The sequence below is a fragment of the Bacillus sp. REN3 genome, assembly GCF_017912555.1.
In the GTDB taxonomy this organism is placed as follows: domain Bacteria; phylum Bacillota; class Bacilli; order Bacillales; family Cytobacillaceae; genus Mesobacillus.
The window spans coordinates 259,341-273,873 of record NZ_JAERSD010000003.1 but is presented as its reverse complement, the minus strand read 5'-3'; the positions used below and the strand labels follow the sequence as shown (position 1 = coordinate 273,873).

Here is a 14,533-nt window from a genome sequence, read left to right as displayed (position 1 = left end):
TTCCTATTGTATCTTTCTTGAAGGAACGCCAACATAAACCCCTGGTTCAGATATATCCTCAACAACAATAGAACCAGCACCTATTTGGCAACCGCAAGTAATATTTATATTATTACTTACAACACTACCAATTCCCAACCACGATCCTTTCCCAACATAAACTCTTCCTGCTAAATGAGCACCTGGGGAAATATGAACAAAATTTTCAATATTATTATCGTGGTCAATTGTAGAGCTGGTGTTAATAATGCAACTTTTTCCGATTTTAGTACAACAGTTAATTACTGCTCCTGCCACTACAGCTGTTCCATTACCTATTTCCACTTGATTTCCGATTACAGCATTCGGGTGAATTAATACAGGAATAGTAGCCTCTACTGTTTCCAACATTTCATGAATCCTTTGTCTTGTAGCATTATTACCAATACCAACAAAAATTTCGTACTCATCTATATATTTAAAAACTTTATCTGAAGTTCCAATGACTTTTAACCCCATAGATGATTTGATACTTCGATCATCATCAAGGAATTCAACGGTTTTCCATTTATTCATTTTTAAAGCTATATCAGCACAAACCTTCCCATGGCCACTCGCACCAATAATTAAAAGTTTTTCTTTCATAACTTTAAACTCTCCTGATTAGTTCCTTTAAAAGGATCCATTGTAGCTGCTGTTTCTGAGTTAATGCCCTCTCTAACAAATACTTTTTTAATGGTCAAAAAAATGATTTTCCAATCTTCAATAAAACTCACGTGATTTACGTACTGTACATCGAGGTCAAATTTTTCTTCCCAGCTAATCGCATTCCTTCCACTAACCTGTGCCAATCCAGATAATCCTGGTCTTACTATATGGCGCTTCTTTTGATGAGCATTATATAATGGTAGATACTGTACCAACAAAGGTCTTGGACCAACAATGGACATATCTCCTTTTAAGATATTAAAAAGTTCTGGTAACTCATCAAGAGATGTTGAACGTAGGAATCGGCCAAACTTTGTCAACCTCATACTATCTGGAAGCAACTCTCCATTTTCATCCTTCTTATCTGTCATTGTCCGAAACTTATACATCGTAAAGACCTTTTCATTTAACCCAGGTCTTTGTTGTTTAAATAAAATGGGACTGCCGAGTTTCGTTCGAACAAGGATTGCAACTACTAAAAATATAGGACTAAGCACTATAATAGCAATAGTAGCCAGTAAAAAATCCATTGGCCGCTTAAAATATCTCCTATAAACTCCGCCTTTCACAGGTTTCATTGTTTTTTCCACAACCCCTTAATAATCGTACAAACTCTCTCCAAATCCCTATCCGTCATCTTCGTATCAGATGGCAAACATACACCATTTTCAAACAACTTCTCCGATACATCCGTTCCGATAAAATCATATTTCTCAAAGAACGGTTGCAAATGCATCGGTTTCCAAATTGGCCGTGATTCGATATTCTCTTTTTCAAGAGCGTCCATTACATCAATTGGTCGTATCTTACCAGTCAAAGTCATAGAGCTTAGCCAATAATTCGGTTCATTCCATTCATTACTAGGCATGAACTTAACACCCTCAAGTCCACCAAGTTCTTTTTTATAAAACTCAAATATATATCGCTTCTTCTCAACTCTCTTATCTAATACCTTAAGCTGTCCTCGTCCAATTCCAGCAACTACATTGCTCATCCGGTAATTGAACCCTAACTCGCTATGTTGGTAATGCCTTGCTTGATCCCTGGATTGAGTAGCCCAAAACCTTACTTTAGCAATTCGTTCTTCATTATTGGAAACGAGCATTCCACCACCGGAAGTAGTGATGATTTTATTTCCATTAAAAGAAAAAATGCCATAATCCCCAAATGTCCCAGTATGTCCACCTTTATAGTAAGTCCCTAAAGACTCAGCGGCATCTTCAATCACCGCTACATTGTGTTTCTTACAAATCTCCATAATCTTGTCCATATCTGCAGACAGGCCATAAAGATGAACAACAATAACTGCTTTTACTTCTGGATACTTATCAAATGCTTCTTCCAACGCCTTAGGGCTCATGTTCCATGTTTCATAATCGCTGTCTATAAATACGGGGATGGCATTCTGATATATGATTGGGTTGGCAGTTGCTGAGAAGGTAAGCGTTGGACAGAAGACAATATCTCCTTCGCCCACTCCTGCTGCTTTGAGAGCCATATGGATAGCAGCAGTTCCGGAAGAAAGCGCAGCAGCCGCTTTCGACCCAACTTTGTCAGCCAATTCCCTTTCAAATCCATTTACGTTTTCTCCAAGTGGCGCGATCCAGTTTGTATCAAAAGCTTCCTTTATATACTGCATTTCATACCCTTCATCGCTCATATGTGGTGATGAAAGAAATATTCTCTCTTTCGCTTTTGTTGTCTCCATCTTTAACTCTTCCTTCCATTGATAAGTTCATTCTTTAGTAATTAGGACATCGTTAGAAATCAGTTTCCAACATCCAACCATCTGCTAATTACTAAATGGTTTTGTTGAACCATATGAATTGAATATAAATAACCGCCCCAGATCCACTCCAATTCCGAATGGACCAGGGCGATTCTATTTAATGTTTCATTTTACTTTCGATTCTTCTATCATTGCTAAGTACGGAAGACCATCATTTATGGAACTTTCCTCCTTAGAATTTGGTTTCATTCTATCATTTCGCTACCAAAAAAACGTGATTCTTCTTCCGATTCGCCAAATTGATCACATACTCTTTCAACTGCGATGCGTTGAAGTTCTCGAATCTCTGTAGCAAGAATTCAATTTCTTCCTCCTGCTGCAGAACGGCTTTGCCGACAAAGATTTTCGGGAAGATTGGCTCTGGATGGATCTCATTTTCATTCAGCAGCTCTTCGAACATCTTCTCTCCCGGCCGTAATCCGGAATAGCTGATCCCGATTTCTTCTATTGTATAGCCTGACAGCCTGATCAAGTTCTTGGCCAGGTCGGTGATCTTGACTGGTTCGCCCATGTCGAGGACGAAGATTTCGCCTCCGCGGGCAAGTGATCCTGCCTGGATGACAAGCCTGGATGCTTCCGGAATCGTCATGAAGTATCGCGTCATATCCGGGTGCGTGACCGTGACGGGTCCGCCGGCCTGGATTTGCTTTTTGAATAAAGGAATGACGCTGCCCCGGCTTCCGAGCACGTTTCCGAACCGGACGGCGACGAATTTCGTCTTGCTGTGCTGGGCAAGCGTCTGGATGATCATTTCCGCGATTCGCTTTGTCGACCCCATCACATTCGTTGGGTTCACTGCCTTATCGGAGGAAATTAATACAAACGTGCCGACACCATAGGTTTCAGCTGCCTCGGCGACGTTCTTCGTGCCAAACACATTATTCTTCACCGCTTCGCGCGGATTGTATTCCATTAAAGGCACATGCTTATGCGCTGCCGCATGGTAGACGACATCCGGCCTATGCTCTTCCATGATTTCGAACATCCGCTCCCGGTCCTGGATATCGCCGATGACCGGAATGATTTCAATTTCCTGGCCAAATCGGTTGCGGAGCTCCATATCGATGGAATAGATGCTGTTCTCGCCATGCCCGACGAGGACGATTTTTTGCGGACCGAACTGGCAGATCTGGCGGCAGATTTCCGATCCGATCGATCCGCCAGCCCCGGTTACGAGTACCGTCTTGCCAGTGACATAGCCAGAAATGCCGGCGATATCAAGCTGGATTGGTTCGCGCCCTAACAGGTCCTCTACCTCGACATCGCGGAATTGGCTGACCGGCACCTTGCCAAGCATGACATCTTCGATATTCGGCATGATCTGGGTCTGGATTTTTGTTTTTGAACACTCTTCAAAGATCCTTGTCAGTTCCTTTTTGGTCAGCGACGGGATCGCGATGACAATCTTATCAATATGGTACTTTTCCACCGCAATGTTGATGCCCCTGCTTGTCCCCACTACCGGAATGCCATGGATCCGGAGTTTGTACTTGCTCAGGTCATCATCGATGAAAGCAGCAGGCGTCAATCCCAGTTTCGGATTGGTCAGCAGCTGCCTGGCGACGAGCGTGCCAGCCTGGCCGGCACCGATGATCAGCACTCTTTCATCAGAAACTTGTACCTTGCCTATAAAGCGGCCGCGGTTGATCCGCCACCAGAAGCGGGATCCGCCGATCATCAGGATCATCATCATCCAGGTGGTGAAAAGCACCCTTCCATATACAATGTAGCCCATCAAATACTGGAACATCGCCAGAAGAATGACAGAAAGGGTGACGGCCTTTGTGATGCTGATCAATTCACCGACACTCGCGTATTCCCACGCTTTGTTGTAAAGCTGGAACATGGAAGCAAACAAATGATGGAATAAAAACAGAAAAAGCCCACTGGCGAGAATCTTTTCATAACTAAATGTTTCAACCGATGGATGAAGCGGTACATAGCTTAGATAGACTGCGGCCATCACAATCAGTGAATCGATTCCTGCCAGCAGCAGCAACCGTTTGTGATACGACATCCATATCCCCCTCTTTGAATTGGTATTTCCATGGGTAAAATAAATATCTAACGAAAACACACGCCCTGTGACACATGCTTTCATTAGATATCTATTTCTTAGTGATTTCAGTTTTTTAATAAATGAATGGGCATCTAACCCGCCCTCACACCATGCTATCGACAACGGGCGTGTCTAAGGCTGCTTTTCCGGGCAACCCACAGCATGATCGAGTGCCTCCATGGGTAACGGGTCAGGAGGCATCGCCGGTCAGATTCCATCTGACAACCATTGTTTTACTCCGGTGCGACTAGAAAAACCCAAGGAATTTTTTCTTTTTGACTTTGGCTGGCACATCCTTGAATATATTGCTCCCCTCGACGAGCAACTCGGCATTTTCCTGGAAGAAATAAACCATATCAGTACCATATCTGGTATCAAGGTGATCAAATGCCTGTTGCATATAAAAGCTCCTTTTACCCAAGTTATGTGCATCAGATGCAATAAAATGTACTAGGTTCGCTTCTACCAATTGTTCAGAAAAGTTCTTGATTTTCTTTCCGAATATTCCGGCAATACTGGAGGCAGTAAGCTGTCCAAGAGCTCCTTTCTCTATCAAAGCGTACAAAAGGTCCGGACGCTCAAAAATCTCCTGGTTCCTTTCCGGATGGACAATGATCGGTATGAGCCCCCGAAGCTGCAGTTCATATAGCATTTTCTCTGTATATCTTGGAACATGGCCAGCAGGGAGTTCGACAAATACATATTGCGTTCCATTGAGCGGTAGGATTTCTCCTTTTTCATAACCTTTTACCATCTCGCCATGAATGGCCGATTCCTGGCCGGCAAGAACCTCAATGGCTATTTCTTCAGCCTTTAGCCTTGAATTCAGTTCATTCACTTTGTTCTCTATCAGATGTTTTGGATTTTTATACCGCCCATTCATATGATGGGGAGTGGCAATGATTGTCCTAATCCCTTCCCGGACTGCCTCCCTGGCCAGATCCAGGCTTTCTTCCACGGTTCGGGCTCCATCATCAATTCCCGGAAGAATGTGACAATGTATATCAATCATTCCGCACACCCCTTTCATATTTTTGTCATTTCATTAGGTCTTTTACCATATTACCACCCCCCTATCAATACCGTAAAGGGTGTAAAATGTCGAATTGTGTCTATCTATCTATAAAATTCCATGAGTTTAACTGTTGGCATAGTAATAGTAATAATTTGTATCACTTAACTTCTTATTGTTCAGTACGGCACCAATTATTTTCCCTTTCGAAGCCACAAGGAGTTCCTTCGCTTTGATGGCAGCTTCTGTTTCAGTCTTGCCGCTGGAAACGACAAGAATGGTGCCATCGCATTTATTTGATAAAATTTGAGCATCGGTAACAGCTAATGCTGGCGGTGTATCGAAGATAACAACATCAAATTGTTCCCCCACCATCTTAATGAACGTTTCCATTGCTACAGAACCTAGGAGTTCAGAGGGATTTGGGGGAACTGGACCACTAGGCAGCAAAGACAAACCTGAAATGTTTGTCTCGGCAATTGCTTCATCTAAAGGAATTTGGCGGGTCAGTACACTTGTAAATCCAAAAGTGTTCGTCAGATTGAAGGTGTAGTGCACTGTAGGCTTTCTTAAATCAGCATCCACAAGCAGTACATTCCGCCCTTGCTGTGCAAATACGACGGAAAGATTTGCGGCGATTGTCGACTTTCCCTCCCCTGGACCCGTAGAAGTAACCATGATGGTTTTCATCTCTTTATCAATCGACGCAAACTGTATATTTGTCCTGATTGTCCGGAATTGTTCCGAAACAGGTGATTTGGGATTATGCGCTGTGATCAGTTTGCGGCGATTATCCATCACTTTTTTTTTCGTTTTTTTCTTAAGAACCAATTGACTCACCTCTTACTCTTGCATTTCTTGCGCTACGGTTTCTTTCCCGGGAGTCTAGGAGTGAATCATCTATTGTCGCGATGACACCCAAGACTGGTAAGCCTAATGTTTTTTCAATGTCCTGCTCATTTTTGACCGTGTTGTCGAAGTATTCCAATAAGAATGCGAGGCCAACTCCAGCCATCAAGCCCACGACCATCGCAATCGCGATGTTGAGCATCGGCTTTGGCTTGATCGGGGATTGTCCATCCGTTACCGTTGCTGTCGCCAGGATGCTGACGTTGTCGACATTCATGATATCCGCGATTTCTTCCTTGAATACCTTCGCCGTGGTGTTGGCAATCTTCGCGGCACGGTTCGCATCCTGATCCTGTACCGAAATATTGACGACCTGTGAATCCTTTTCGCTGCCGACTGTTATCTTTTCATTCAATTGGGCTGCGGTCATATCGAGATTCATTTCTTTGATGACCAGATCTAAAATCGCTGGGCTTTTGATGATGACATTATACGTATTGATCAATTGGAGGTTTGTCTGCAATTCACCTGGATTGTAGGTTGTCTGGTCTGATTTGGATTGGTTGACGAGAATTTGTGTCGAAGCCTGGTAGATTGGCGTTAAAAAGAAGAAGCTGACAATCCCGCTGACCATAACCGCTGTCAATGTAATCGCCAGAATTAAGAGCATCCGTTTTTTCAATGTTTCCAGTAATTCTTTTAAACTTATTGTCTCTTCCATTACGTCCTCCCTATGTATGTGAATAAGAAACCTTTTGAGTATTATAATAGCATAAAAGCTTGTAAATTTTGCCGCATCTTGTCATAATTTTAGTTAAATTGAAATCTTTACCTGATATATTACATTAAAACTTATTCTTCGCCATTTTTGTACTTGTTTTGTAAAATGGAATTATTTACATAGGTATCCGGGGAGTGTCATCTTCTATGAAGAGGTTGTTCATGATTTTTTTCGCGCTGTCGTGCGCTGCCGTATTATTCTTTGGCAATCAGCACTGGAAGGAAAAAGTACAGGTGAAAGGGATTCCTGCAAATGGGGATCTCGAAGAAGGGACAAACGCAGGAATAGTTGAAGGGAAAGGGAGGGCGGCTTCAGACGGGGTTTTGAAGTATGCAGGTCACTGGCCTGTTGAAGCACAGGAAAACTTTCAGATGGCCGTGGAAGAAGGGCAGCCATTCCATATTTTAATTGCCGGTTCCCCTGCGATTGGGTCCGGTTCGGAAGGAACAGCTTCCCTGCTTAAGGCAGAGTTGGAAAAAGCGTATAGGAATAGCGTCATGGTAACGGCGAAAAGCTATGATGTAACCTCCAGGCAGGCGGTGGAACAAGAGGTACATGAAGAACTGGCAGCCGAACAGGCAGATTTGATTTTGCTTGAGCCTTTTATCCTAAAGGATAACGGGTACGTTACGAATGAACAGGCGGCTGTCCATATGACGGAAATGATTGAGGCAATCAAGAAGGAAAATCCGAAGGCGGTCGTGATTTTACAGCCAGCCAATCCTCTGTCGAAGGCGCGGTATTATCCACTGCAGGTTGAAGCGTTGAAGGAATATGCGGACACGAATGGAATCCCGTTTCTGGACCACTGGCAGGCTTGGCCGGTTGAGGATGAAAACAGCATGAGGGCATTGCTGCTGGACGGGGACCCAGCGTATCCAAATGAAGCGGGAAACCAAATATGGGCTGAATATTTGATTGATTATTTCATTCCTAAATAAAACTGGCGGCCGGATTAGACGGGCCGCCAGTTTTTTCATCGCTTGCTGTGTATGATTTTATCAAGGAAGTCCAGTACTTCCTTTCGCAGTTCCTCATTCTGGAGAGCGAACTCGATTGTCGTCTTGATGAAGCCAGCCTTGTCGCCGATGTCATACCTTTTCCCTTCGAATTCATAGGCGAAGACACGCTGGATTTGGTTCAGTTTCTGGATGGCATCCGTTAGCTGGATTTCGCCGCCTGCTCCGGTCTCCATTTGATCGAGGAACATGAAGATTTCCGGTGTCAGGATGTAGCGGCCGATGATGGCCAGGTTCGATGGGGCTGTGCCTGGCTCCGGTTTTTCGACAAGGTTCCCGACCTGGTAACGCCGGCCTTCCTGGCTGGTTGGCTCGATGATTCCATAGCGGTGGGTTTCTTTTTCGGGGATTGCCTGGACACCGATGACGGTCGATCGTGTCGTTTCAAATTGGTCAAGGAGTTGCTTCAGGCAGGGTGTCCCGCTCTGGACAAGATCATCTCCCAATAGCACGGCAAATGGTTCATCATCGATGAAATTGCGGGCACACCAGATCGCATGGCCAAGTCCTTTCGGCTCTTTCTGGCGAATATAGTGGATATCAGCCAGGTTTGTCGAGTAGCGTACCTTATCGAGCAGTTCGATTTTCCCTTTTTCAATCAGGTTCATTTCAAGCTCCGGGGCATAATCGAAGTGATCTTCAATCGCGCGCTTCCCTTTGCCGGTCACGATGATGATGTCCTCGATCCCTGAAGCGATCGCTTCCTCAACTATGTACTGGATCGCCGGCTTGTCTACGATTGGGAGCATCTCCTTCGGCATTGCTTTTGTCGCCGGTAAAAACCTTGTTCCCAGACCTGCCGCCGGGATGATCGCCTTCGTTATTTTTTTCATCCATTGGACCTCCCTTGAACAAAAGTGCCTCTTGCTATTTTATTCAAACGAAAAGCTGTTTATCACAAAAGGGATCGACCGGGATAAAAATACAAAGAGCAAATGGGTTTGTCCCTTTCCGGATTCCCATTTGCCCTTTTTTATTTCACTGGATTATTCTTCAATTCACTTGTCAGGTCATCCAAAATCTTCTGCACAGTTATTTCTTTTTCCGTTAGGCCTTTTTCATAGGCTCTTTTTAAAACGTCAAAAAAGTGTTCTTGATTGAGTCCGGTCTGAAGAATATCTTGTTCCACTGGCAAGAACCTCCCTTATTCAACAATAAATTCATTCTATCCGAATCTATTACGATTGTAAATCCATTCCCAACTATCTTTCTACTGATTTCAGTGAAAATGTCAATATTTTGTTATATTTTGTCTTGATAGGTATTAAATCCTAGACTAGTATGCTACACTTATGATAGATTACTTTACTAATTTTTAGGAGCTGAATCGATTTGAAAAAGAAAGTCGCTGCTTATGCCACTGTAGCCCTGCTTGCGTCGAATTCTTTTGCCGCAAGTGCCTCCGCGATGTCATATACAGTCCAGAAGGGCGATACCCTTTACAAAATCGCCCAGAAAAATCAGACGAGCGTTGATGCCCTTAAAAAGCTGAACAATTTATCCTCTGATATAATTTATGTGAATCAGACGCTTGAGGTCACACCAAAAGTTCCCGCGGCAAACAGCTCAGCCAAGCCCACAGCAGCGAAACCAGCGAATACATACACTGTCGTCAGCGGGGATACGTTGATCCAAATTGCCAACAGGCATCAAATATCCCTCGCCGAGCTTATGTCCTGGAACAATATCAAGGGCCACATCATTCATCCCGGGCAGAAACTGGTAGTCTCAAAGGGCGGTTCCCAACAGGACGCCGGCCAGCCGACAGCGCCTGCTCCAGCACCTGCACCTGTGCCAGCCCCGGCTGCAAAGCCAAAACCGGCAAGCGGGACAACAACCTATACTGTGAAAGCCGGCGATACGCTGTCGAAAATCGGCCTGCAGTATTCCGTGACTGTCCAGGAGCTTAAAGCCCTGAACAATCTTAAATCAGATCTGATTTACGTCGGTCAGACACTGAAGGTTTCCGGAAGCAGCAAGCCGGTAAGCAAGCCTGCCAAGCCATCGGCACCAGCCAGTTCAAGCGTCGTCGATCAGGCATACAGCCTCCTGGGCGTCCCTTACGAATGGGCTGGGAACACTCCTAGCGGTTTTGATTGCAGCGGATTCATCTATTATGCATACAATCAGTCCGGCAAGCAGATTGGCCGGTACTCGTCCGATGGGTATTTCAACCGCTCTTACTATATTGATCAGCCTAAGCCTGGCGACCTTGTCTTTTTTGCCAATACGTATAAACCAGGCATTTCCCATATGGGGATTTACGTCGGGAATAATGAATTCATCCACGCAAGCTCATCAGGCGGTGTGATGAAGAGCAATCTCGATAACTCTTATTATAAAAGCCACTTCGACAGCTTCAAGCGATTCTATTAAAAGAAAAGGCGCCAAATCGGCGCCTTTTCTCTATTCCACTGGAATCAAAACGTTAAACATGTTGGGAAATCGGTCGTTCCATAAAGAAGACCAAATCGGTCGCGATTTGGTCTCCAAGTTTTTATTCTATTTTTACTTAATGTGTCCATTCAGCTGCTGTTCCGTCGTTGTCGATACCGACCCTGTGCCGCCGACGATATAAATGTTGTCGATCGCAGACTGGTTGTTTTGCAGGAATGTATTGACCTTTGCTTCCAGTTTAGCGGATGTTGTCAACAGGATTGGTCCTTCATGGAAGTTTGCCAGCGGAGCGCCTGATAATGCATCCGGGAAGATATCGCCGCGGACGACTGTCAGTGTATCGAGGCCGAAGCCAAGATTCTTCACTCCGAACTTCGCGACATTGATGCCCACTTCATAACGGTCTTTGCCGCCGATCCTCTCAACGTAAGCACCGCTGCGAAGCTGCTTGATTTTTGTGATGACACTATCATTTACAGTAGCAGGCCCGCCTACCACAATATAATTTTTGATATTCGGATGGTTCTTGATGAAGGCCTGGATAGCGTCCGGGATGGTCTTGTCTTTTACCAGCAGGATTGGCATCCCAGTCGGCCCAGCGATCGTTGAAGCGGAAAGAGCATCCGGGAAGACCATGCCGCTTGCGATGATGGCTGTATCTGAACCTGAATTGGCCGCTACCCGTTTCGCTGTGTCTGCGGAAACGACAAACCGGTCTTTTCCGCCGATCCGTTCGATGCTCGTTACTCCCAGGCTTCTAAGCTGGCTTTCAACGGTTGTCGATACTGACCCGGTGCCGCCAAGGATGATGGCCCGCTCCGCTCCAAGCCTTGAAACCTGGTTCTTGATGTCGGTTGGCAGTCCTTTTGTTGCTGTTAGCAGGACAGGAGCACCTTCCATTGCCGCCAGTGGCCCGCCGGATAACGCATCCGGGTACAGGTCGCCGCGGGAAATCACGATTGTGCCCGTATTGAAGAATTTATTGAATTCCTTGCTGACACCTGCGGATACCGCGTATCTGTCCTTGCCGGCGATTCTTGCCACGCCTGGAAGTGTCACATAGTGATCAGAAAAGACTGCATTGCCAGTAGCTTCAAAGGCAGAAACTTGGATAGCGTTCAAACCTTTGTCAAGGGTGATGCTCTTGCTGAAAGTTCCAGGCCCTTCTATTGGATCATAGATTGTACTATTTTTTTCAATTCCAATAGACTCGGCATCGGTTGTTCCTTTTACCGCAAACGTTGTCGAAGAACCCTTAGGAAGGCGGAGCTCACTCGCGTTTGGAGATGTCATAGTCAATGCCGGCAGGGTTGTGTCCGGCCCGGAGACAAAGTTGCCTTTCAGCTCAAAACTATAGTTCGACATGGATACATCATAGCTCGTTACTAACATCGAATAGTTTCCGGCAGGAATGTTAAAAGATTTATCGGACACAGGCTGGACATCTTCACCTGTGGCATTATTGAAAATATATAAGTCTATCTCAGAAGAAGCGTGATCAGTCAGGGTAAACTCCCCGCCTGCGGAATCGAAATTATACACGTGAGTGTGGTAGAAATCCACTTTTCCAGAATAAACGGCGGATGAAATTGCAAGAGCTGAGAAACTCTTCTGTTGCTCTGCAGCTGGCTTGAAATCGTTGTTTTGCAGGCTTGTGATGATTTGCTGTTTCTTCATTTCCTTTTGGGCATCTGTCGGTTCCAGGGTGTTCCCTTCCGCAAATGCTGCCGGGCTAAAGACAAGGGATGTCATCAGTGCTGCCGATGCAAGCGTCGAATAGAACTTTGTCAATGGTTTCAAATCTTTCCGCTCCTCTATGAAATTATTCAGTCCTTCCTCATTTTAATCAGAAAATTTAGGAAAGTAATGAGTAATTGGGACTATAAATATTGTACTCTATCTAGGGAATGTTTACCATTTCTATTTTAGGGAGTTTTTGAAAAAAATCAGTGCTAGATTCCAACTTTTTGGTTTCCTATTTCGTCTAAATATTGATAATGGCCCTGGGAGGTGATCATATGGACCGAAATGAAACGATTAAGATGTTGATGGAGGAATATGGAACCGCTGTGCTTCATCTTGCCTACTCGTATGTAAGGAATCGGGAGACTGCCGAGGATTTGACTCAGGAAATATTTTTCAAATGCTTCGAGAGACTTGATACCTTCCAGGGAAATTCAGCCATCCAGACATGGCTTTACCGGATTGCGGCAAACCACTGCAAGGATTATCTGAAGAGCTGGTACCACCGGAAAATGCATGTTTCCGATTATCTGTTGTCATTTTTCAAAAGCACTCAAGCAGGGCCTGAGGATCAATGCGTACAGGAAGATGAAAAAAGCGAATTGCAGCATGCTTTGTTCCAGCTGCCGGTCAAATACAGGGAGGTCATCTTTCTATATTATTTCCAGGAATGCAGTCAAAAGGAAATCAGTGATATTTGCGGTTTGAACCTGAACACCGTTAAGACGAGGCTTGTTCGGGCAAGGGAACTGTTAAAGGAGATCCTGGAGGAAGGGAGGTTTGAATATGGAGGACCGATTGAAAAAACTAAAGAGCGAAATGCTGGCGGATGAGCTGGCTGATTTTGAGTTCACAGAAAAGATGCGGGATGGGGTCATGCGGAAAATAGATGGGCGTACTCCGGCAGGCAGGAAGAAAATGCATAGATTCCAGCGATTTGTTCCGATTGGCTTGAGCATAGCTTTTTTCAGCATCTTTGCCGCGGGCATCTATTGGCTGGTTTTCACTGACAATAACATGAATCCCGGACAGGAAACCCCTCCAGAGCAGACTGTCCCGGATAAGGAAAAGGAGCCAAAGCCTGAGTTGGTGTTCCCAACTTATGTTCCTGCTCCATATGTCTTCAAACATACTCGCACGGATGGGGAACTCTATCAACATATCTATGTGAACCCTGAGGCTGAGGGCGATTCTTTTAGCTATGGCATGCGTAAAGGAAAGGGAACCGGGGGAACCGGGGATTTGCAGCTGGCTGCGGATTTGACGGGACAGTATGCCGCTGTGGATCAGGCGACCTCCTATGTTTCCTGGGAAGAGGAAGGCTATATTCACACCGTCGAGCAAAAAGGGGAAATGAGCAAGCTTGAATTATTGAAAATTGTCGACTCGATTCTGACGGCTAAAGGCTATGACTCCCTGCTTGCCGGGGAAATCGAGAAGCTGGAGGCCGAGCAGGAAGTGGCGGAAGAACCGCCGGGCAAAGAGGAACCTGCGGAGGAAACGCCTGCAAATGAAGAACCTGCAGACGACACGCCGGCCAAAGTGGAAGGTACAGTACCAGAATGGACAGCTGATGACGCGATTGCATTGCTCTCGCAGTACAAAAAAATCACCGTTAACCCGGAATATGAATCAGACAGCATGAAATTCAGGACCATTGCCACCAAGGATGAATATTATGAGCAATTCGCAGGCGTGATGACAAAGGAAGCCGCCGCGAAGGTCTTTGACCATCGGATCAAGGAAGAAGAGGATGGCCTCTATACAGTCCCGACGGAATACCCGCTGTTCTTTTCAACATCCGACCCGTATGAATTTTCTAAAACAGGCAAAGAACAATACACCTTGACGCAAAAAAACACATCCGAACTATATAGCCCGGCTGTTTTGAGAGTCGTGTTCAGCTGGGATGGACAAAGATGGATCATTACCGATTTAAGCTGGTGAGAACACCAGCTTTTTTATTGTTTGGCTGGAACAGGAAGCTATCTTCGAAATAAGACTATCCCCCCTACATTAATTCCTTCATTTATCGGGACCTGGCACAAGGTCAGATCTGTCAGGAACATTTAGTCCGCAAGATGAAAGGAAGCAGGATGGCTTCCTTTTTTGTGGTCAGGTCTTAGGATCGCATTTACTCAGTTCTTCTATTTTTCATGGAACAATGCTGAGAACATGAAACTTGCGGCCAAGGGTC

Annotated in this window: 14 protein-coding genes; 4 read left to right on the top strand and 10 right to left on the bottom strand. The window is 45.1% G+C overall.

Annotated elements, in window-relative coordinates:
- Nucleotides 1-3 precede the first annotated feature (3 nt).
- The 7 genes from JJQ88_RS04230 to JJQ88_RS04200 all read right to left on the bottom strand — a co-directional run bounded on the left by JJQ88_RS04230 (nucleotide 4) and on the right by JJQ88_RS04200 (nucleotide 7,117).
- Nucleotides 4-624, bottom strand: a complete 621-nt coding sequence (locus JJQ88_RS04230) for an acetyltransferase (RefSeq protein ID WP_210364488.1) — start codon at nucleotides 622-624, stop codon at nucleotides 4-6.
- Nucleotides 621-1,265, bottom strand: a complete 645-nt coding sequence (locus JJQ88_RS04225; RefSeq protein WP_210364524.1) for a sugar transferase — start codon at nucleotides 1,263-1,265, stop codon at nucleotides 621-623. The genes JJQ88_RS04230 and JJQ88_RS04225 overlap by 4 nt, the downstream gene beginning before the upstream one ends.
- On the bottom strand, nucleotides 1,262-2,395 hold the full coding sequence (locus JJQ88_RS04220) for a DegT/DnrJ/EryC1/StrS family aminotransferase (protein ID WP_210364487.1): 1,134 nt from the start codon (nucleotides 2,393-2,395) through the stop codon (nucleotides 1,262-1,264). The genes JJQ88_RS04225 and JJQ88_RS04220 overlap by 4 nt, the downstream gene beginning before the upstream one ends.
- 274 nt (nucleotides 2,396-2,669) lie before the next feature.
- Nucleotides 2,670-4,493 (bottom strand): polysaccharide biosynthesis protein, encoded by a 1,824-nt coding sequence (locus JJQ88_RS04215; RefSeq protein WP_210364486.1) that lies wholly within the window; start codon nucleotides 4,491-4,493, stop codon nucleotides 2,670-2,672.
- 289 nt (nucleotides 4,494-4,782) lie between these two features.
- Nucleotides 4,783-5,547, bottom strand: coding sequence for a tyrosine-protein phosphatase (locus JJQ88_RS04210; protein WP_210364485.1), 765 nt, complete (start codon nucleotides 5,545-5,547; stop codon nucleotides 4,783-4,785).
- 126 nt (nucleotides 5,548-5,673) lie between these two features.
- Nucleotides 5,674-6,378, bottom strand: a complete 705-nt coding sequence (locus JJQ88_RS04205; RefSeq protein WP_481748278.1) for a CpsD/CapB family tyrosine-protein kinase — start codon at nucleotides 6,376-6,378, stop codon at nucleotides 5,674-5,676.
- Nucleotides 6,368-7,117, bottom strand: coding sequence for a YveK family protein (locus JJQ88_RS04200; protein ID WP_210364484.1), 750 nt, complete (start codon nucleotides 7,115-7,117; stop codon nucleotides 6,368-6,370). The genes JJQ88_RS04205 and JJQ88_RS04200 overlap by 11 nt, the downstream gene beginning before the upstream one ends.
- Before the next feature lie 221 nt (nucleotides 7,118-7,338).
- Between JJQ88_RS04200 and JJQ88_RS04195 the strand changes: the two genes are divergently transcribed.
- On the top strand, nucleotides 7,339-8,118 hold the full coding sequence (locus JJQ88_RS04195; RefSeq protein WP_210364483.1) for an SGNH/GDSL hydrolase family protein: 780 nt from the start codon (nucleotides 7,339-7,341) through the stop codon (nucleotides 8,116-8,118).
- A 35-nt stretch (nucleotides 8,119-8,153) separates the two neighbouring features.
- Here JJQ88_RS04195 and galU read toward each other — a convergent pair whose 3' ends face one another.
- Together galU and JJQ88_RS04185 are read right to left on the bottom strand one after the other, a co-directional pair.
- Nucleotides 8,154-9,029: a UTP--glucose-1-phosphate uridylyltransferase GalU gene (gene galU / locus JJQ88_RS04190; protein ID WP_210364482.1), complete on the bottom strand. Its 876-nt coding sequence runs from the start codon at nucleotides 9,027-9,029 to the stop codon at nucleotides 8,154-8,156.
- 140 nt (nucleotides 9,030-9,169) lie between these two features.
- Nucleotides 9,170-9,325, bottom strand: a complete 156-nt coding sequence (locus tag JJQ88_RS04185; RefSeq protein ID WP_210364481.1) for a YwzD family small protein — start codon at nucleotides 9,323-9,325, stop codon at nucleotides 9,170-9,172.
- Between the two features lie 203 nt (nucleotides 9,326-9,528).
- Here JJQ88_RS04185 and JJQ88_RS04180 point away from each other — a divergent pair, with 203 nt between their 5' ends.
- Nucleotides 9,529-10,572, top strand: a complete 1,044-nt coding sequence (locus JJQ88_RS04180) for a C40 family peptidase (RefSeq protein ID WP_210364480.1) — start codon at nucleotides 9,529-9,531, stop codon at nucleotides 10,570-10,572.
- A gap of 132 nt (nucleotides 10,573-10,704) precedes the next feature.
- Here the strand turns inward: JJQ88_RS04180 and JJQ88_RS04175 are convergent, their stop codons facing one another.
- Nucleotides 10,705-12,393 (bottom strand): cell wall-binding repeat-containing protein, encoded by a 1,689-nt coding sequence (locus JJQ88_RS04175; protein WP_210364479.1) that lies wholly within the window; start codon nucleotides 12,391-12,393, stop codon nucleotides 10,705-10,707.
- Nucleotides 12,394-12,611: 218 nt separating this feature from the next.
- Between JJQ88_RS04175 and JJQ88_RS04170 the strand changes: the two genes are divergently transcribed.
- Nucleotides 12,612-13,169 (top strand): sigma-70 family RNA polymerase sigma factor, encoded by a 558-nt coding sequence (locus tag JJQ88_RS04170; RefSeq protein ID WP_210364478.1) that lies wholly within the window; start codon nucleotides 12,612-12,614, stop codon nucleotides 13,167-13,169.
- The gene (locus JJQ88_RS04165) at nucleotides 13,123-14,283 is read left to right on the top strand and encodes a DUF4367 domain-containing protein (protein ID WP_210364477.1); all 1,161 of its coding nucleotides are present in this window, start codon (nucleotides 13,123-13,125) and stop codon (nucleotides 14,281-14,283) included. Before JJQ88_RS04170 ends, JJQ88_RS04165 begins: the two co-directional genes overlap by 47 nt.
- The last annotated feature ends 250 nt before the right edge of the window (nucleotides 14,284-14,533 follow it).

Coding starts and splice junctions, on each gene's coding strand:
- JJQ88_RS04230 (WP_210364488.1), bottom strand. CDS start 624: ATGAAAGAAAAACTTTTAATTATTGGTGCGAGTGGCCATGGGAAGGTT.
- JJQ88_RS04225 (WP_210364524.1), bottom strand. CDS start 1,265: ATGAAACCTGTGAAAGGCGGAGTTTATAGGAGATATTTTAAGCGGCCA.
- JJQ88_RS04220 (WP_210364487.1), bottom strand. CDS start 2,395: ATGGAGACAACAAAAGCGAAAGAGAGAATATTTCTTTCATCACCACAT.
- JJQ88_RS04215 (WP_210364486.1), bottom strand. CDS start 4,493: ATGTCGTATCACAAACGGTTGCTGCTGCTGGCAGGAATCGATTCACTG.
- JJQ88_RS04210 (WP_210364485.1), bottom strand. CDS start 5,547: ATGATTGATATACATTGTCACATTCTTCCGGGAATTGATGATGGAGCC.
- JJQ88_RS04200 (WP_210364484.1), bottom strand. CDS start 7,117: ATGGAAGAGACAATAAGTTTAAAAGAATTACTGGAAACATTGAAAAAA.
- JJQ88_RS04195 (WP_210364483.1), top strand. CDS start 7,339: ATGATTTTTTTCGCGCTGTCGTGCGCTGCCGTATTATTCTTTGGCAAT.
- galU (WP_210364482.1), bottom strand. CDS start 9,029: ATGAAAAAAATAACGAAGGCGATCATCCCGGCGGCAGGTCTGGGAACA.
- JJQ88_RS04170 (WP_210364478.1), top strand. CDS start 12,612: ATGGACCGAAATGAAACGATTAAGATGTTGATGGAGGAATATGGAACC.
- JJQ88_RS04165 (WP_210364477.1), top strand. CDS start 13,123: ATGGAGGACCGATTGAAAAAACTAAAGAGCGAAATGCTGGCGGATGAG.